Origin of the sequence: Novosphingobium guangzhouense, from assembly GCF_002896965.1 — a bacterium.
In the GTDB taxonomy this organism is placed as follows: Bacteria; Pseudomonadota; Alphaproteobacteria; order Sphingomonadales; family Sphingomonadaceae; genus Novosphingobium; species Novosphingobium guangzhouense.
In genome coordinates, this window is sequence record NZ_LYMM01000095.1 from 138,833 (window position 1) to 156,425 (window position 17,593).

The 17,593-nt window shown below is 64.4% G+C and carries 16 protein-coding genes and 1 riboswitch; of the genes, 9 read left to right on the forward strand and 7 right to left on the reverse strand.

The features are described 5' to 3' along the window. Positions 1 to 343 precede the first annotated feature (343 nt). A complete protein-coding gene (locus tag A8V01_RS26565) occupies positions 344 to 700 on the reverse strand; it encodes a hypothetical protein (protein WP_103099235.1) in 357 nt (118 codons plus the stop codon). Between the two features lie 148 nt (positions 701 to 848). Next, positions 849 to 2,033 carry a cell wall hydrolase gene (locus A8V01_RS26570; protein WP_245892848.1) on the reverse strand — a complete coding sequence of 395 codons (1,185 nt, stop codon included), beginning with the start codon at positions 2,031 to 2,033 and terminating at the stop codon, positions 849 to 851. Positions 2,034 to 2,219: 186 nt separating this feature from the next. Continuing rightward, positions 2,220 to 2,401, forward strand: a riboswitch (cobalamin riboswitch). Positions 2,402 to 2,508: 107 nt separating this feature from the next. Between A8V01_RS26570 and A8V01_RS26575 the strand changes: the two genes are divergently transcribed. The 4 genes from A8V01_RS26575 to A8V01_RS26590 are packed head-to-tail and all read left to right on the forward strand — an operon-like array spanning position 2,509 to position 7,055. Further along, positions 2,509 to 4,386, forward strand: coding sequence for a TonB-dependent receptor plug domain-containing protein (locus A8V01_RS26575; protein WP_103099237.1), 1,878 nt, complete (start codon positions 2,509 to 2,511; stop codon positions 4,384 to 4,386). A gap of 56 nt (positions 4,387 to 4,442) precedes the next feature. Further along, positions 4,443 to 5,324 (forward strand): ABC transporter substrate-binding protein, encoded by an 882-nt coding sequence (locus A8V01_RS26580; protein WP_245892849.1) that lies wholly within the window; start codon positions 4,443 to 4,445, stop codon positions 5,322 to 5,324. Positions 5,325 to 5,334: 10 nt separating this feature from the next. Continuing rightward, complete coding sequence (locus A8V01_RS26585; RefSeq protein WP_103099238.1) at positions 5,335 to 6,312, forward strand: FecCD family ABC transporter permease; 978 nt, start codon at positions 5,335 to 5,337, stop codon at positions 6,310 to 6,312. Next, on the forward strand, positions 6,309 to 7,055 hold the full coding sequence (locus A8V01_RS26590; protein WP_103099239.1) for an ABC transporter ATP-binding protein: 747 nt from the start codon (positions 6,309 to 6,311) through the stop codon (positions 7,053 to 7,055). Before A8V01_RS26585 ends, A8V01_RS26590 begins: the two co-directional genes overlap by 4 nt. Before the next feature lie 9 nt (positions 7,056 to 7,064). Here A8V01_RS26590 and A8V01_RS28855 read toward each other — a convergent pair whose 3' ends face one another. Both A8V01_RS28855 and A8V01_RS26595 read right to left on the reverse strand, forming a co-directional pair. Then, positions 7,065 to 7,226, reverse strand: a complete 162-nt coding sequence (locus A8V01_RS28855) for a hypothetical protein (RefSeq protein WP_170066079.1) — start codon at positions 7,224 to 7,226, stop codon at positions 7,065 to 7,067. A 46-nt stretch (positions 7,227 to 7,272) separates the two neighbouring features. Next, positions 7,273 to 7,860, reverse strand: a complete 588-nt coding sequence (locus A8V01_RS26595) for a septal ring lytic transglycosylase RlpA family protein (RefSeq protein ID WP_103099240.1) — start codon at positions 7,858 to 7,860, stop codon at positions 7,273 to 7,275. Between the two features lie 120 nt (positions 7,861 to 7,980). Here A8V01_RS26595 and A8V01_RS26600 point away from each other — a divergent pair, with 120 nt between their 5' ends. Next, positions 7,981 to 9,525: an ABC1 kinase family protein gene (locus A8V01_RS26600; RefSeq protein ID WP_245892850.1), complete on the forward strand. Its 1,545-nt coding sequence runs from the start codon at positions 7,981 to 7,983 to the stop codon at positions 9,523 to 9,525. 34 nt (positions 9,526 to 9,559) lie between these two features. Here the strand turns inward: A8V01_RS26600 and A8V01_RS26605 are convergent, their stop codons facing one another. After that, entirely contained in the window at positions 9,560 to 9,994 is a 435-nt protein-coding gene (locus A8V01_RS26605; protein ID WP_245892851.1) for a hypothetical protein, read from the reverse strand. Positions 9,995 to 10,152: 158 nt separating this feature from the next. Continuing rightward, positions 10,153 to 10,575 carry a hypothetical protein gene (locus tag A8V01_RS26610; protein WP_103099241.1) on the reverse strand — a complete coding sequence of 141 codons (423 nt, stop codon included), beginning with the start codon at positions 10,573 to 10,575 and terminating at the stop codon, positions 10,153 to 10,155. A 251-nt stretch (positions 10,576 to 10,826) separates the two neighbouring features. Between A8V01_RS26610 and uvrA the strand changes: the two genes are divergently transcribed. From uvrA to A8V01_RS26630, 4 genes are all read left to right on the forward strand, one after another. After that, positions 10,827 to 13,715, forward strand: a complete 2,889-nt coding sequence (gene uvrA / locus A8V01_RS26615) for an excinuclease ABC subunit UvrA (RefSeq protein ID WP_103099242.1) — start codon at positions 10,827 to 10,829, stop codon at positions 13,713 to 13,715. A gap of 98 nt (positions 13,716 to 13,813) precedes the next feature. Continuing rightward, positions 13,814 to 15,181: an AAA family ATPase gene (locus tag A8V01_RS26620; protein WP_103099243.1), complete on the forward strand. Its 1,368-nt coding sequence runs from the start codon at positions 13,814 to 13,816 to the stop codon at positions 15,179 to 15,181. Beyond that, on the forward strand, positions 15,117 to 15,569 hold the full coding sequence (locus tag A8V01_RS28425) for a hypothetical protein (RefSeq protein WP_146037398.1): 453 nt from the start codon (positions 15,117 to 15,119) through the stop codon (positions 15,567 to 15,569). The genes A8V01_RS26620 and A8V01_RS28425 overlap by 65 nt, the downstream gene beginning before the upstream one ends. Positions 15,570 to 15,940: 371 nt before the next feature. Then, positions 15,941 to 17,026, forward strand: a complete 1,086-nt coding sequence (locus tag A8V01_RS26630; protein ID WP_103099244.1) for a hypothetical protein — start codon at positions 15,941 to 15,943, stop codon at positions 17,024 to 17,026. Here A8V01_RS26630 and A8V01_RS26635 read toward each other — a convergent pair. After that, positions 17,023 to 17,523: a septal ring lytic transglycosylase RlpA family protein gene (locus A8V01_RS26635; RefSeq protein ID WP_245892852.1), complete on the reverse strand. Its 501-nt coding sequence runs from the start codon at positions 17,521 to 17,523 to the stop codon at positions 17,023 to 17,025. The two genes, A8V01_RS26630 and A8V01_RS26635, sit on opposite strands and share 4 nt — an antisense overlap. Between the last annotated feature and the right edge of the window lie 70 nt (positions 17,524 to 17,593).

The window sequence follows — 17,593 nt, forward strand, 5'->3', positions numbered from 1 at the left end:
TTTTTCGGACTTCAAGGCGGCCTGCGCTAATCCCGCAAATGGCAGGTGCCGGTGTTTGCGGAGCCGGCCCTACGCCCCTTGGCAGACCATTGCAACCGGCAATGGGGTGTTTAAGCCAGCTTTTATTTGATAATAGTTCGCAATTGCAATAAAGGGGGTGAATTGGCGGAAAATCGCCTGTTTGTTCACCTGTCGGCAATGTTTCGAAAGGCTTCGGCGCCGCTTCGGAAGATATCGAACGTGGATACGGAGGGTGCAAGTCGCCTTGTGCGCGACTCGTCGAGGGCCTGATCCTCCCTGTCGCGAAGTGCGGGCAGAGATGCCTCTCAGGCGGCTATTCGGTTTATGCGGAGAGCCGCTTCGCGAGGGCGGCGGCCATCCGGCGGTCAAGGTGGCCGCAGATGCCCAGCCAGCGGGTGCGGGCGCCGACGTCGCCGCGCGCGTGGGCGGCTTCGGCTTCCATGCGGGCCTGGTCGGCGGCGGACAGGCCGTGGCGGGCGAAGTGCATGAGGGCTTCGGCAATGCCGGCGTCGATCTCGACGGCGGGTGCCTGGGCAACCGGGCGCAGGTTCGGGCGGGGGATGCGGGCGACGGCGGTTCCGCGATTGTCATTGGCAGCGCCCAGCGAAGCGCCGGTGCAGAGAACGCCTGCGATGGCCGGCATCGTCCCGTTCATGGCGGCGGCGAAGCGGATGGTCATGTTTGCGAAGTCTCTCTGCTTTTGGGGTCGACGGATTTGCGGTCTAACCCGGAAGGGATGAACCCATCATGCAGGGACTTGGTTTCTCAAGTCTTGACCATTCCCCTTAGGGATGTTCCCCGGGTGTCATTGCTGCAATCGATTATCTTCAATTTGCAGGCGCGGCGATCCAGCGACCGGAATTGGCGTACTCTGCCTTGATGCCCTGAGAATCCGGCAAATTCTGCGCCTTGTAGAGTGTATCGCCGCCGCGCTGCTGGACTTGCGCAGAGTAGGCGGGGGGCGGTGGGGAGGCGGGCGCGACAGGGGCGGCCTGCGCCACGGGCTCCATCTTCGCGGGCTGGGCCGTGCCGAATGCGCGCTGGAGGGCAAGCGGGTCGAGCGCGGCTGCTGCCGCTGCGGTATCGGCGCTGTCGTCCCGGCGATGCGGGGCGGCCATCGGTTCGCCGCCAAGGTAGGCGAAGCGGAACGTCGCCGGGCTGCCTGCAGCACCGCGGAAGGCATAGAAGCGGTGCGCGCCTATGGTGGAAAGGTATTGCAGGCTGGGCACCCAATACGGGCTGACCTGGAGCGTATGATAATGCGTCGCAAGGCCGACCGGGGTGTAGACGAAGCCCGCCAGCGCCTGACGCGCGACGTTTTCGGCGCGGTCCCAGAACATCCTCTGCGGGCGGCGGGCCAGCGAGCCGTCGCAGGTGAACGAAAACTGGCAACCGGTCGGCCGCTCCGATCCCTGATAGACGACCCCGCAGACGGTCTTGGGATAGGCCGGATGCGCCACGCGGTTGAGGACGACTTGTGCCACCGCGCGCTGGCCCGCGTCAGGTTCGCTGGCGGCTTCGTAGTAGATCGCGGCGGTCATGCATTGCAGGGCGCGCGTGCGATCGACGCCGGAGTTGTCGATATGGATCGGACGCGCGGTGGGCAGCGGGCCGGAGACGGTGTCGTCGGTGTCAGAGCGGATGCCTTCGCCGACCTGCAGGGGGCGCTGCTCTGCCTCAAGATAATAGAAGGCCGAACCGGGGAAGCTGGCGCCTGCCTGCTCGAACGGCATCGGCAATGCATCGACCTGCTGCGGGGCGGCATCGGCGATGGCGAAGTTGTCCCACCCTTCGGGCGCGGCAAAGGCGGGCAGGGCAACGGCGGCCAGCGCGGTGACGGCAAGCGTCCAGCGGCGGTGGAGAACCAGTGGGCGGTGGCCGATGCCTCGGGCGCGGCGCGGGTAGCGGCCGACGAAATCGCGTGGGCGCTCGAACGCGGTGGGATCTTCCCCCGAATCCTTCAGGGCCGCCGCAGGGGCGTGTGCCTGAATGGAGGAAGGGGCAGCGGTCACTCGGTTCCTTTCGGCCGCAATGGGGCAGCACCCGCCTAGCCCGGCTGCGATGCGGGCGCATCCGGGCGTTTCGGGGCGTCCCGTTGCGGTACAGCCGCGCTGCTTAGGCCCAATGGTTTAAGATTTCGCAATGCTTGCCGGGACGTGCCTGCAGCTTGCCAATCCCCGTAGCCCGCACTATCCGCGCGGATACGTCACGGGTGTCCGCAAGGACCCAAGAGGGAAGCCGGCTGTGATTGCCGGCGCTGCCCCCGCAACTGTGACCGGGGAGGGCGTTTCCACCATGCCACTGGCCGGCAAGGCCGGGAAGGCGGCAAGCGTACCGACGATCCGGGAGCCAGGAGACCTGCCCGCGACCGTCGTTCCGCAGCCGGGCGGGGTGTACCGGGTGCAGCGAGCATGACGCGCCGAAGAGAAAGGCGCGCGTGCCTCCGCCGTGGACGGCAAATTACGTTCAAGGTTCGGAGGAAGACGCATGAAGTATCTGTTTCTGCTGGGCACCGCGCTTGCGGTGAGCACGCCCGTGATGGCGCAAGACGTGATCGAGATCGCCGATTTGCGCCGCCCGGACAATGACCGCACCGACATCACCGTCACCGCCACGCGTGAACCCACGCCGATCACCCAGGTCGGCCAGTCGGTCAGCGTCGTCACCCGCGCCGAGATCGAACGCATGCAGGCAACCACCGCGACCGACGTGCTGGCCCGCATCCCCGGCGTTTCCACCGTGCAGTCGGGCGGCTTCGGCCAACCCGCCAGCGTCTTCGTGCGTGGCGCGGAGAACGCGCAGTCGCTGGTTCTGCTGGATGGCGTGCGCATCAACGATCCGGGCGACGTGGGCGGGGGCTTCGACTTCGGCGCGTTGCCGATCGGCCAGTTCGACCGGGTCGAGGTGGTGCGCGGATCGTCGGGCGTGCTGTGGGGCAGCCGCGCCATCGGCAGCGTCATCAACTTCATCACCGCCCGCCCGACCGAGCAGTGGACCGCGCGCGGACAGGCCGAATACGGCTGGCGCGACCGCAAGCAGGCCAGCGTCTCGGCGGCGGGGCTCGTTGGCCCTGTCGGCCTGACGCTGGGCGGAAACTGGTTGAAGGGAGACGGTTTTTCCGCCTTTAACGAGCGTCGCGGCGCCACCGAGAAGGATGGCTTCGAAAGCAAGAGCGCCAATGCCCGCGCCTCGATAGAGTTCGCGCCGGGGCTCTCGGCCGATGCCGGCGGGTTCTATACCAAGGCCAGCTACGACTACGACGACACCGGCGCCGACGCACCGAACCTGGGCCACAAGCGCGACACGCTGGGCTATGCGAACTTGCGCTATGAGGGCCTTGACGGGCGGCTCAACGCGCGGGTCGGCTATGGCATCAACGATACCAACCGCAGTTCCTATACTGCCGCCTATGGCCCCTATGGCCTTTACGAAAGCAACGGCCGCACCGAGCGGTTCGAGGGGCAGGTCAGCTTCGCACCCGTCGAGCAGGCCAGCATCCTCGTCGGCGGTGAGACCGAAAAGCAGAAGTTCGACGACAACTACGGCGCGAAGGATTCGACGAGCACCGACAGTCTGTTCGGCAACCTGACGCTGCGCCCGTTCCATGCGCTGACGCTGAACGGCGGTGTGCGTTATGACGACAATGCCGATTACGGCGACCGCACGACGTTCTCCGCCAATGGCGCCTGGGTGATCGGCGAAGGCGTGGACGCGCCGGTGGTGCGCGCCAGCTATGGCGAGGGGTTCAAGGCACCGTCGCTCTACCAGATCCACACCAACATCGGTTACAACGCGCTACGGCCCGAAACGTCGAAGGGCTGGGACGCCGGGATCGAAATGCCCTTTGCGCAAGGCACCGGGCGTTTCACCGTCACCTACTTCGACCGCAAGACGCGCAACCTGATTGACTATGTCACGATCGATCCGGTCAACTTCACCGGGGCCTATTTCAACGTGGACCGGGCGCGGTCGCAAGGCGCGGAACTGGGGATGCAGGTTACGGGCTGGCAGGGTTTCGACGTGAACCTGGCCTTCACTTACCTTGATGCGAAGGACCGTGACAGCGGCACCCGCCTTGCCCGGCGCCCCCGGACAAACCTTTACGCCAGCATCGACAAGGCGTGGAACATGGGCCTGCGGCTGGGCGCGGACGTCAGCGTCGGCGGGGGGCGCTACGATGATATCGCCAATATGCAGTATGTGAGCGGCAATGCCGTGGTCGGTCTGCGCGGTGCCTTCGCGGTGACCGACAATGTCGAAGTCTACGGCCGGATCGAGAACCTGTTCGACGAGCATTACGAACTGGTGCGCACATACGGTACGCCGGGCCGTTCGGCTTATGCCGGCATCCGCGTGAAGATGTGAGGAAAAGGGCTGTCCCCGGCATAGGCCCTACCGGACCGGTTCCGGGGCGGCGATCCGTGGGCAGCCTGTTGCGCGTGACGGCGCCCGTCGCCGTCACCTTCGCGCTGCTTGTTGCCCTTTCGGGCTGCAGGCCGTGGTCCGAACCGCCGGTCGAAGGGGCGTTGCGGCCGCGGATCGTCTCGCTCAACCCCTGTACCGATGCGGTGCTGGCCGAAGTGACGTCGCCGGGGCAGTTGCTGGCGATTTCGCACTACAGCCACGATCCCTCCGCCAGTTCGATGGACCCGGCCCGCGCTGCGCAGTTTGCCGAAGTGACCGAGGCGGTGGAGGACGTCGCTGCGCTGGAGCCGGATGTGGTGGTGGCCAGTTCGTTTCTGCCGCCCGCCACCGCGCAGGCCCTGCGCGATATGGGCATGACGCTGGTGCAGGAGCCGCAGCCCGCCAATCTTGCCGAGGCGCTTGCGCAAGTCAGGCGGCTGGCGAAGCTGGCGGGCAACCGTTCGGATGGGGAAGAACTGGTGCAGCGGATGGAGGATGCGGTACCCCGTGCCACCCCGCCGCGCGGCAGAGCGCCGGTTCAGGCGCTATTGTGGGAATCAGGCGGCATCGTGGCAGGTGACAATACGCTGATCGTCGACCTCATGAGCCGCGCGGGCTTTGCCAATGCCGCAGCGGCGCGCGGATTGTCTCAGGCGGATTACCTGCCGCTGGAACGCGTGGTGGCGGACCCGCCGCGCATCGTGTTCACCGTGGGTTCGCCCACTGCCGAAGAGGACCGGATGCTGCATCACCCCGCGCTGGCGCAAGTCACGGGCATGACCCGTGCACCGCTTGACCGCTCGCTGGTCTGGTGCGGCGGACCGACCATCCCGAAGGCCATGGACCGGTTCGCCCAAGTGCGGCGCGGGCTGGTGGCCGAAGCCGGGCAGCGTCCGTGAGGGTCTGGTCATGAACTGGGCAAGCAACCGGCGCCTGATTGCGATCCTGATCGTGCTTCTTGCGCTTGCCGTGCCGCTGTCGTTGCTGGCGGGGCGGGTGTGGATCGATCCGCTGGCGCCTGAAACGCGCAATGCTGCCGTGATCGTGCTGCAACTGCGACTGCCGCGCGCGATGCTGGCGCTGGTGGTGGGCGCGGGGCTGGGCGGCGCGGGGGCTGCGATGCAGGGGTATTTGCGCAATCCGCTGGCCGACCCCGGACTTTTCGGCATTGCGCCCGGCGCAGCACTGGGCGCAGTGTTGAGCTTCTGGACCGGCTATGCCGCTTCGGCGTGGCTGCTGCCGGTCTTCGCGCTGGCCGGAGCGGGCGGCGCCATGGCCCTGCTGGCCCTGATCGCCGGGCGCGAGGCGGGGGTGGCGCTGTTCACGATGACGGGGCTGATGATCTCAAGCCTGGCGGGTTCGCTCACCAGCCTTGCACTCAGCCTGTCGCCCAACCCTTTCGCGATGAGCGAGATCGTGACCTGGCTGATGGGGGCACTGGCGGACCGGTCTTGGCGCGAAGTGGCCGTAGCCGCGCCACTGACGCTGGCGGGGCTGGCAGTGCTGCTGGCGACCGGCAGGGGCCTTGACGCGCTGACGCTGGGGGAGACTGCTGCCCGCTTGCTGGGTTTCGAACCGCGCCGCCAGCAGGTGCTGATGATTGTCGGGATCGGCCTGACGGTGGGCGCAAGCGTGGCGGTGGCCGGGGTGATCGGCTTCGTCGGACTGATGGTGCCGCATCTGGTCAGGCCGCTGACCGATCGGCGGCCGGGCTCGCTTCTGGTGCCAAGTGCGCTGGCCGGGGCACTGCTCGTGCTGGTCGCGGATGCGGGGTGCCGGGTTCTGCCGCTGGCCGGGGGCGAGCTGCGGCTGGGCGTTGCGCTGGCGCTGATTGGCGCTCCGTTCTTTCTGGTACTGCTGCTGCGCATGCGCAGGGGGCTGGCATGAGCACAACGCTGAGCACGGTAGGTCTGAGCATCAGGGATCGGCTCGATGATCTGACGCTGACGATCCATGGCGGAGAAGTGACCGCGATTTGCGGGCCCAACGGTGCGGGAAAGTCTACCCTGCTGACGTGTCTGGCAGGGCTGCAAGATCCCGACATCGGCATTGCCGCACTGGGCACGCGGGTCATGCACGAAATTCCCGCAAGGCAGCGGGCGCAGTGCATCGGCTATCTGCCGCAGAGCCCGGAAGTGGCATGGGACGTTACCGTCGAAGTGCTGGTCGGGCTGGGGCGGCTGCCATGGCACGATGCCGCGACGAGCCAGGGCGCCGCGACGATCGATGCGGCCATCGCCACGATGGACCTTGAGGCTTTGCGCAAGCGCCCGGTTTCGCGCCTGTCCGGCGGAGAGCGGGCGCGGGCCCTGATGGCGCGGGTGCTGTCGACCGGACCGGCCTGGATACTGGCGGACGAACCGCTGGCCAATCTCGACCTTGGCCACGCCATCGCGCTGATGCGCCGCCTGCGCGAACAGGCCAATCACGGGCGTGGTGTCGTGCTGGTGCTGCACGATCTGGCGACCGCGATGAACTATGCCGATCGCGTGATCGTGCTGGACCGGGGCAGGGTGGTGGCCGATGGCGAACCATGCCACGCCCTTTCGGAAGCGGTCATCCGTCAGACATGGGATTGCCCGGCCCGCTGGCTTGGCGAACCGGGATCACGTGCGCTGGCCTTGGGGTAGCGAACAGCCTCAGCCCTCTACGAAATGGCCCTTGGACCAGATGCGCATGGGCTCTTCGTGCCTTTCAGCTTCGCGCTGGCGCATGTCGCGCTGACGGTCGAACAGCAGGGAGCCTGTCCCGCGCGAAAAGCGGCTGCGGCGAAAGGGGATTTCTGCGCCTGTATTCATCATCTCTCTCCTTTGGAGAGGCAACGCACAGGCAGCGCTTCGGGTTCCCTCAGCGGGTGCCGACACCGCGCGCGAACTGATCCTGCAGACTGGACAGCGTGCGCGCCGGGATCGCCGGCAGCGAGCGGGCGGGCTTGCCCTTGCGCAATGCGGCGCGGTCCTTCTCGTCAGGCTCGACCACGCGTACGCGCACCGCTGCCTTGCCCTGTGCGCGCACGCCCAGCGCCTCTGCCGCCCCGCGCGAAAGGTCGATGATACGGGCGCTTTCGCCGTAAGGCCCGCGATCGTTCACGCGCACCACGATGCGCCGGCCCGTGTCGAGCGAGGTCACTTCCACATAAGCGGGCAGCGGCAGGGTCTTGTGCGCGGCGGTGATCCAGCCGGGGCGGAAGCGTTCACCGTTGGCGACCTGGCTGCCGCTTTCCGAGCCGTACCATGTGGCATAGCCCAGCATGTCGTACCCCGGCTGCGCGGCGGGCGTGTAAGTGACACCGCGTACCTTGTAGGGCGGCCCGATGCGCACGGGCACGTCGCTGACCGGGCGATACTTCACCCCGCCTCCGCACGCGGCAAGCAAGGCGACAAGCGACAGGACGAAGGCAGTGCGAACCGGGGCGTTGCGGGTTGAGCCGGGCATGGCGGGCAGACTAGCCCCGCAGCCGCCACGCTCCAACGCGGACGGGCGGGGTTTCCACAAGCCAGGCTGGAACCGCCCGCCGCAGTCGCCGGTTTTGCGCCCTGCAACCAAGGAGCCACGATGCCGACCATCCTCGAAACCGTGACCGTCGCCGCCCGTGACCGCGCGCGCATGGCCGAAGTGAGCGCGGTGATCGCCCGCTTCGGGCTGGACTCGCTGATGGCGCGGCTGGGCCTGACCGGCAACCGGGGAGCAGAGGCGGGCGAGGAAACGGACCTGCCCGCCCGCACCCGTCGGGCGCTTGAGGCGCTGGGGCCGACTTACGTGAAGCTGGGCCAGATCCTTGCCACCCGGCGCGACATGCTGACCGATGAATGGATCGCCGCTTTCGAGCAGTTGCACAGCGATGCGCCCCGCATTGCGTTCGATACGCTGCGCCCCGGCGTGGAAGCGGCACTGGGAGAGCCGCCCGAAACCGCCTTCGCCGCGTTCGATACCGAACCGCTGGCGGCCGCTTCGATCGCGCAGGTCCACCGCGCCACGCTGCATGACGGCACGGATGTCGTGGTGAAGATCCGCCGCCCCGGCATCCGCAAGGCGATGGAGGCGGATTTGCGCCTGCTGCGCCATCTTGCCGCGCTGGTCGAGGCGCGCAGCGCCATGGCCCGCCGGATGATGCCCAGTGCGATGATCGAACAGCTGGGCCGCGAGATCCTGGACGAACTGGATTTTACCAACGAGGGGCGCAACGCCGATATGCTGCGCGCCGACCTTTCCTCGATCCCGCAAGCCATCGTTCCGCGCATCCACTGGCAGCACACCAGCGAAAGCGTGCTGGTGATGGACTATATCGACGGCACCCGCCCGCGCGATCCGGCCGAACTGCGCGCGAAGGGAGTGAACCCTTCGGCAATCGCGCAACTGGGTGCGCGGCTGGTGCTGGAGATGGTGCTGGTCAACGGCCGCTTCCACGCCGACCCGCACCCCGGCAACCTGCTGTGCCTGCCGCCGGCAGGCGAGGGAGAGGGGGACCGGCTGGCGCTGCTGGACCTTGGCTCGGTCGGCTTCGTCAGCCCGCGCCGCCAGCATGAATTCCTGACCTTCATCCTCTCGCTGCGCAGCAACGATCCGGGGGGCGTGGCGGACATGCTGGGGCTGTGGTCGCAGGCGGGCGAAGTACCTCGCGAACGCCTGCTGACCGCGTCGGAGCGGCTGGTCGCGCGGCACGGCACCGGCGCGCTGGTGCTGAACGCGATGGTGGCCGATTTCTTCCCGCTGCTGCGCAAGGAAGGTCTGGTCCTGCCGCCCGACCTGGTGCTGATCTTCAAGGCGATGGTGACGATGGACGGCGTGCTGTCGGGCATCGCCCCGGACTTCGACTTGTCAGAGGCGCTGACGGCCCTGCGCGGGCGGCTTGTCGCCTCGCGACTGACGCGGCTGGCGGGACCGGACCGGATGGAAGCGCTGCTGCTGGAAATCTCGCGCCTTTCGGCCGATGCGCCGCGTCTGATGCGGGCAGCCACCGCTCGACTGGAGCAGGGCCAACCGCCCGCCACGGCGGCCACCGATGATGCCGCATCACGGGCGATAGGCCGGGCTGCGGTGCTGATCGGCGGCGCGATCGTGGTTCACGCGCTGGCGCTGGTGGCCACCACGCTGATGTAGGGGCCACTCTGATGTAGGGGGCGTGCGGGACTAATTACCGGACGCAGCGCTCGTAATATCCGGCGCGGCAGGCGGAAACGTCCTGACGCCATTCGCGCATCTCGCGATCATAGCGGCGGCGCTCCTCTGCATAATCCGCGCGGGCGGCTTCGTAGTCGCGCCGATCCGCAGCGTAGCCGCTGTCACCATGGCCTTCGTCGTCATAGCGATCAGCGTCGGCGTCGTGCCGACCGCGCGCCGCGTCATAATCGCGCCAGCCTTGCGCATAACCGGCGTCGCGCTTCTGCACGTAATCAAGCTGCTCACGGTTCATGCGGCGGATCGTGGCGGCATCGCGGGCGATGGCTTCGGGGGTCATCGCCGGGTCGCGTGGATCGTCCGCAAGGACAGGCGCGGTCACACCGGCCATCAGCGAACCGGCCACCAGCGAAAGCGCCAGAACGCGCATGAACACCTTTGAAACCCCCATTATGCAAACCCCTTGAGCCTGAAATCCGTCTACCGGACTGGCGCACCCGACAGGGACTATGTGCCAGCAGGCTCAAAGGGTTGCAAAGGGCTTGCGACCGGCGGTTCGTCGCACCACGGGGAGCGGCCCGTCAGCTTCGTTGTCAGCTTCCTCGAAAGTCAGCTGCCGCCTGTGCCGGGGGCCTGTGGGTCTGCCGGGCACTTCATGGCATCGCCCTTCCAGCAGCTGGGGTTGCGCACTTCCCACTGCTTGCGGTCGGCGCGATAATCCTGCTCGGCAGCATCGTGGCGTTCAAGCGTGGCATCATAGGCGGCTGAGTCCCGCCGGGTCTGCATCTCGTTGAGGGCAAGCGCGGCCTCATATTGCGCCTGACTCGCCTGATTGCGCGACACCTGCTGCTGCGCAGCGGCCGCCTCGGCAGAGTTCAGGGCGCGACGGCGGGCTTCGGGGTCGCCCTGTTCGGGGGCGCTGCGTTCGGGGGCGCTGGCGGCTGGCCGCTCGGCAGCATCCTGTGCCGAAGCGATGTGGGGCACCACAAGTGCGATGGCCGCTGCTGCGGCAAGCTTGCGGATAGGGCGCATGGCTTTCTCCTTATCTGGCGAGCCGCGCGAAGAGAGCTTCGCAGCGCGACTTCGATTTCGTGAGGAGAAACGTGCCGGGGATGGGCAGGGTTTCCCGTTCACCGCCCCGGTGGCGCGTCCTGTCGTCTTCCGGGGAGCCTGTCGGCCAGCCCTGTCTCAAGCCTTGCCTTGGCCGCAGCACACCCCATTTACGCGGAAACCCGCCATGCGCCCCCTTGAAGCGCGCGAACAAATCTGGAACACGTCTCCCCATGAGTCTCACCCACATCACCGTGCGCGGCGCGCGCGAGCATAACCTCAAGGGCTTCGACATCGCGCTCCCGCGTGAGAAGCTGATCGTGATCACCGGGCTTTCGGGCTCGGGCAAGTCGAGCCTGGCGTTCGACACGATCTATGCGGAGGGCCAGCGCCGCTACGTGGAAAGCCTCAGCGCCTATGCGCGCCAGTTCCTCGAAATGATGCAGAAGCCGAACGTCGAGCATATCGACGGTCTCAGCCCCGCCATCTCGATCGAACAGAAGACGACCAGCCGCAACCCGCGCTCCACCGTGGCGACGGTGACGGAGATCTGGGACTACATGCGCCTGCTGTGGGCGCGCGTGGGCGTGCCGTATTCGCCCGCCACGGGTCTTCCGATCGAGGCGCAGACGGTGTCGAACATGGTGGACCGGGTCATGGCGCTGCCCGAAGGCACGCGTCTTTATCTGCTCGCCCCGGTGGTGCGCGGCCGCAAGGGCGAATATCGCAAGGAACTCGCCGAATGGCAGAAGGCGGGCTACACCCGCGTGCGCATCGACGGTGAATTCTACGCGATCGAGGACGCGCCCGCGCTCGACAAGAAGTACAAGCACGACATCGAGGTCGTGGTCGATCGCATCGCGGTTAAGGAGGGCATCCAGACCCGCCTTGCCGACAGCTTCGAACAGGCGCTCAAGCTGGCCGAAGGACTGGCCTACGCCGACATGGCAGACGGCAATGTGCCGGGCCGCGAGGAAGAGGAGCAGGGCAAGAACCTGAAGGGCGCCGGCCTGCCCGCCAATCGTATCGTCTTCTCGGAAAAGTTCGCCTGCCCCGTCAGCGGCTTCACCATCGAGGAAGTCGAGCCGCGCCTGTTCTCGTTCAACGCCCCGCAGGGTGCCTGCCCGGCCTGCGACGGTCTGGGCGAGAAGCTGCTGTTCGATCCGCAGCTGGTCGTCCCGAACGAGCATCTGACGCTCAAGCAGGGCGCCATCGTGCCCTGGGCCAAGTCCAACCCGCCCAGCCCCTACTACATGCAGGTGCTTTCCAGCCTGGCCGAGCATTTCGGCTTCGCGCTGACGACGCCGTGGGATGAACTGCCCGGCGAGGTCAAGCTGGTGATCCTCTACGGCACCGGCGGCAAGGCGGTGCCGCTGACGTTCAAGGACGGGCGCAAGGAATACACCGTCAACAAGCCGTTCGAGGGCGTGATCGGCAACCTCAACCGCCGCATGCTGCAGACCGACAGCGCCTTCATGCGCGAGGAATTAGCCAAGTACCAGACCGCGCAGCCGTGCGAGACGTGCGACGGCAAGCGCCTCAAGCCCGAGGCCCTCTCGGTCAAGATCGCCGGGTCCGACATCGCCGACGCTGCGCGCCTTTCGGTGGCGGACGGGTTCAAATGGTTCGGCGAACTGGAAGGCAAGCTGACGCACCAGCAGCAGCAGATCGCGCAGGCCATCCTCAAGGAAATCAACGAGCGGCTTGGCTTCCTCAACAACGTCGGGCTCGACTACCTCAACCTCGACCGCACTTCGGGCACGCTGTCGGGCGGCGAGAGCCAGCGCATCCGCCTCGCCAGCCAGATCGGTTCGGGCCTCTCGGGCGTGCTCTACGTGCTTGACGAGCCCAGCATCGGCCTGCACCAGCGTGACAACGACATGCTGCTCGAAACCCTCAAGCGCCTGCGCGACCTCGGCAATACCGTGATCGTGGTGGAGCATGACGAGGACGCCATCCGCATGGCCGACCACATCGTCGACCTCGGCCCCGGCGCGGGCGTCCACGGCGGGCAGGTGGTTGCCGAAGGCACGCTCAAGCAAGTGCTCAAGAGCAAGGAAAGCCTCACCGCGCAGTACCTCAACGGCACCCGCCGGATCGAGGTGCCCAAGGAACGCCGCAAGGGCAACGGCCATTTCGTGACGGTGGAGAACGCCCGCGCCAACAACCTGACCGGCGTGACCGCGAAGTTCCCGCTTGGCACCTTCTGCTGCGTGACCGGCGTGTCCGGCTCGGGCAAGTCCTCGCTCACCATCGATACGCTGCAGGCGGGGGCCTCCCGTCAGTTGAACGGCGCGCGCGTCATCGCGGGCGCGCACGACAAGATCACCGGCCTCGAAAAGTGCGACAAGGTGATCGAGATCGACCAGTCCCCGATCGGCCGCACCCCGCGCTCCAACCCCGCCACCTACACCGGCGCCTTCACCCAGATCCGCGACTGGTTCGCCGGCCTCCCCGAATCCGAAGCGCGCGGCTACAAGCCCGGCCGCTTCAGCTTCAACGTCAAGGGCGGGCGCTGCGAAGCCTGCCAGGGCGACGGCCTCATCAAGATCGAGATGCACTTCCTGCCCGACGTCTACGTGACGTGCGAGGAATGCCACGGCAAACGCTACAACCGCGAAACGCTGGAAGTGAAGTTCAAGGGGCAGTCAATCGCCGACGTGCTCGACATGACGATCGAGGACGCCGAGGAATTCTTCAAGGCCGTCCCCCCCATCCGCGACAAGATGCACATGCTGAACGAGGTGGGCCTGGGCTACGTCAAGGTCGGCCAGCAGGCGACGACCCTGTCGGGCGGCGAGGCGCAGCGCGTGAAACTGGCCAAGGAACTCGCCCGCCGCTCCACCGGCCAGACGCTGTATATCCTCGACGAACCCACCACCGGCCTCCACTTCGAAGACGTGCGCAAACTCCTCGAAGTGCTGCACCGACTGGTCGACCAGGGCAACTCGGTGGTCGTGATCGAACACAACCTCGACGTCATCAAGACCGCTGACTGGATCATCGACATGGGCCCCGAAGGCGGCGTCCGCGGCGGGCAGATCGTGGCGGAAGGCACGCCCGAAGAGGTGGTGAAGGTCAAGGGCAGCTTCACCGGAAGCTACCTCAAGCCCCTGCTATAGTCTGCAATGTTTGAAGGCTGATGTTGCGAGGCTTGGAAACATCGAGCATGCTGGGATGGACCCTAAATCAGCTCCGCTGAATCTGTGTGAGAGAGCTAATGCCAACATTAGAAATCAATGATTTCTCTTGCATTCAAGGTGCGAGAATCGAGTTGAAGCCGATCACGTTATTGATTGGCCCGCAGGCTTCGGGCAAGTCTTTGATAAGTAAGCTATGCTTTTTCTTTACTGATATTCTTAATCAGCAATTTGATGCCGCTGAATCAGGGCTCAGTTTGGAGCGCTTTCGCAATCAAATGTTAAAGCGTTTTGAGGAATGGTTTCCTCCAGCAGCTTGGGGGCGCAAAGATTTTTCGATTATTTATAAGTCCGGTGAGGAAATAACTTATAGCGTTAATCGGTCTAAGAAGAAAAAGCGGAATGATTATGAAATAGATATTCAGTTCTCTGCTTTTTTTGAAAATCAATATAATGAGCTTCTTACTCAACATCAAAAAAGAAGGTCAAAGGTTGTTGTTGAGGATGATGATCTTTTTAGCAGTAATTATGATAATTTATGGCGAGTTCGCTCTAGCGCAATGAAGGGGCTGTCTGAGCGGTTGGGTTCTGACTTCATCCAAACTCAAACCTTTATTCCAGCAGGCCGTTCCTTTTTTACAAATCTGGGAAAGGCTGTTGCTATGCTGGAGTATGGAAAGCAGCTTGATGAAATAACGAGGGGCTTTGGTCGTCTTTTTACCGCCTTGCTGGATGGGCAGAATTTCTGGTGGTCTGACAAGCCAGATGAAAAAGCTAAGAAATTTTTGACTAATCAAAAGGCGCGATTTGACCACCTATTTGGTGGTAAAGTAAAAATTGCCGAAAATGATCGACATGTCGCTACTAATGACGGCAGGAGAATATCGTTTTCTATATTGTCTTCGGGCCAGCAAGAGCTTTTTCCTCTTCTTCTTATTCTTCAGCATAAAGCCAGGTTGTTAGCCACCCATGGGGACAAAAAATCATCAGAGATAATATATGTGGAAGAGCCTGAGGCGCATCTGTTTCCGGCAGCGCAAGGTGAACTTGTTGATTATATTGCTGCCCTTTCGTCCTTTTTAAAAGGACAGTGTCTTTTTTTAATAACCACCCATAGTCCTTATGTTATATCTAAGTTTAATAATTTAATAAAGGCGCATATTGTTAGTGCAATTTACTCCGAAGAGGTCGCAAAGAAGGTCTCTTCCATAGTCCCCGAAGAAACTTGGTTGCCGCCCGCTACAATCGGAGCTTACGCACTGTCAGATGGGTTTCTGAAGTCGGTAAATGATCGGTCGGGACTTATTGACGGAGAATACTTAGATGGTATCTCAGAGGATATTTCCGAGACGTTTTTAAGTTTGTTGGAGGTAGAGACCGAATATGATCGCCGACGAATGTCTCATGCCCAAAAACAGATCAAAGATAAAATTGGAGGAGAATGGTAAGTCTGCTATTTTCCTTAATCCTTCTTTAGACGCAGGCTTGCAGGCAATAAAAGTTGATGGTTGTGTCGAGCAAAAAGGCACTAGAGCTGATTTTGTAATAGAATATAAAAATCGTGCTGTGGTCGTTGAACTAAAAGGAAAAGATGTCGAAAAGGCGGCTAAGCAAGTTTTAGAGACTGCAAACCAATGGAAGCATCAGCTTTCTCGGTGTGATGAGGTCGCCGGATTGATCGTTGCAGAGCGGTTTCCAAAGGCATCTTCAAAAGTTCAAATTAGGCAGGACGAATTTAGAAAGAAATATCTCAATCCTCTTCATGTTGTTTGTTGCAATGAGGAGTATGATTTTGATGCCGTTTTTACATTTCGCCCTTTGAAGCGGCGAAAATAGTATCACTTGCCAACGGTAACTTCACGGCATCGCTTTCCTACACTCCCCCACATACGATAACTAATCCGTCCCCCACGACGCGCCTGTCCGGACTGCGTCGTGGTCTTTCGTGGCTTTCCTCTTGCGCGAGGTGGACGATGACGGACTTTTCCAGCAGCTTTGGTGTCGACAGTGGGGCAGGGGATCGGCTTGTGCCCCTTCAGGATGGTTGCGCTCCCTCGCAGGGGGCAGAACAGCGGGCGCCTCGGTTCGGGCGGGGGTGGGTGCCCGCTTCTCACGACGTTGGTATTCCGGGCGAGCAGGCGGGCGCTTCGTCGGCCTCGAGCGCGACGGAAAGGGGCCGGGAGCGCGAGGGCGATGGCCCTCGCATCTTGTCTTCTCCTTCTCCCGATGTCTCGCACACCGCGTGGGACGCCGACCGCAAGGTGCGGTTCCTCGACCAGCTATCGCAGAAGGGCGACGTGCGGGCCGCGTGTGCTTTCGTGGGGATGAGCCGGACTTCGGCTTATCTGCTGCGGCGGCGCGATGCGGTGTTTGCGGATGCGTGGACGGCGGCTCTGGTGCTGGCGCGGCGGCATGTGGAGGAGGTGCTGGCGACGCGGGCGCTTGATGGGGTGGAAGAGGCGGTGTGGTTCCGGGGGGAGCTGGTCGGGGTGCGGCGGCGCTACGATTCGCGGTTGTTGCTGGCGCATCTGGCGCGGCTCGATGCGGCGGGGGAAGGGCATGAGGCTCTGGCCGGCCGGTTCGACGAGGCGCTGGCGCTCGTCGCCGGGGAAGACCCGCGCGCGGATGTGCCTGACGCCCGGCTCGCTGCCGGGCAGGGCGCGGCGCTGCCGCCGGAGCGCGAAGACTATATTGCAGAGACGGCCGGGGCGGGCTTTGTCGCGGCGCGGGAGCAGTGGCTGGACGCGGTGGATGCGATCAACGCGGCCGCGGGCTATGTGCCGCCGCTGGACGATGAGGACGCGCGGGCGGATTGCGGCGGCGCTCAGGCTGGGGCTTCGGCGCCGGACTATCCTGCGCCGCCGGGTCGGAGTGCTTTCCTGCAGGCCGGTGCGGCGCGGTGGGACGGCTGGCAGGCGCGTGCCTTCGCGCGCGTCGACGATGCCTTGTTCTCATATGCCTTTGTAGCAGCCGGGAATGCGGCGCCGATGGAGTACAAGTCGCTGGAGGGCGTTTGGGGGGAGGGGCCGGGCGAGGGGCCGGGCGAAGGGGCCGGGGTTGCCGCTATGGACCGTGTAAACCGTGTAAACCTGTTGGCGGCTGATCCACGCGTTTCGTCGGCGCAGGAGCACGGTTCGGCAAAAGTATCGAGGGGTCGGGAACGCCTTGGCGGTGTCGCGGTTATCGCATGTGAAGGCCGGCGCGGCTCTTCCCCCACCCCCCTCCCAGCTGCGCCGGCCGACCTTCCTTTCAGAAAAGTCAGCCTGCGGGCCGAAGGGCTCCGGGCAGCTTAGTTGCCGAGGACGGCCAGTTCCACCTTGCCGCTGCCCATGCGGGTGATGCCGATTTCGTCGGCTGCGGCGTCGGACAGGTCGATCACGCGGTTGCCGTGAAAGGGGCCGCGGTCGTTGATGGTGACGACGACGACTTCGCCATTGGCCGGATTGGTGACCTGGACCTGCGTGCCGAAGGGCAGGGTGCGGTGCGCTGCGGTCAGTTCGTCAGGCGCGTAGCGTTCGCCGCTGGCGGTACGGGCGCCCTTGAGATGGCGGCCATAAAAGCTGGCGATGCCGCTGCCGATTTTCTGAAGGGTCGGCGGGGTGACCTGAATGTCGTCGGCAGTAGCGGTGTCGGCAAGGGGAGCGGGAACTTCTGCGGCCGCAACGGCGTTGACGCTGGCAACGGGAGCAAGAACGACCGGAGCTTCAGCCTGAGCAGGCCCTGCGAGCGGCAGGACAACGGCACAGAGCGCCAGAAGGCTGCCGGAACGGCTGATCCCACGTACCTGCAAAACTTACCCCGCTTCGTCGTTGACGATGGCGGGAGTCCTACCTGTGCGGCTCTGCGAAGGCCATAGACGC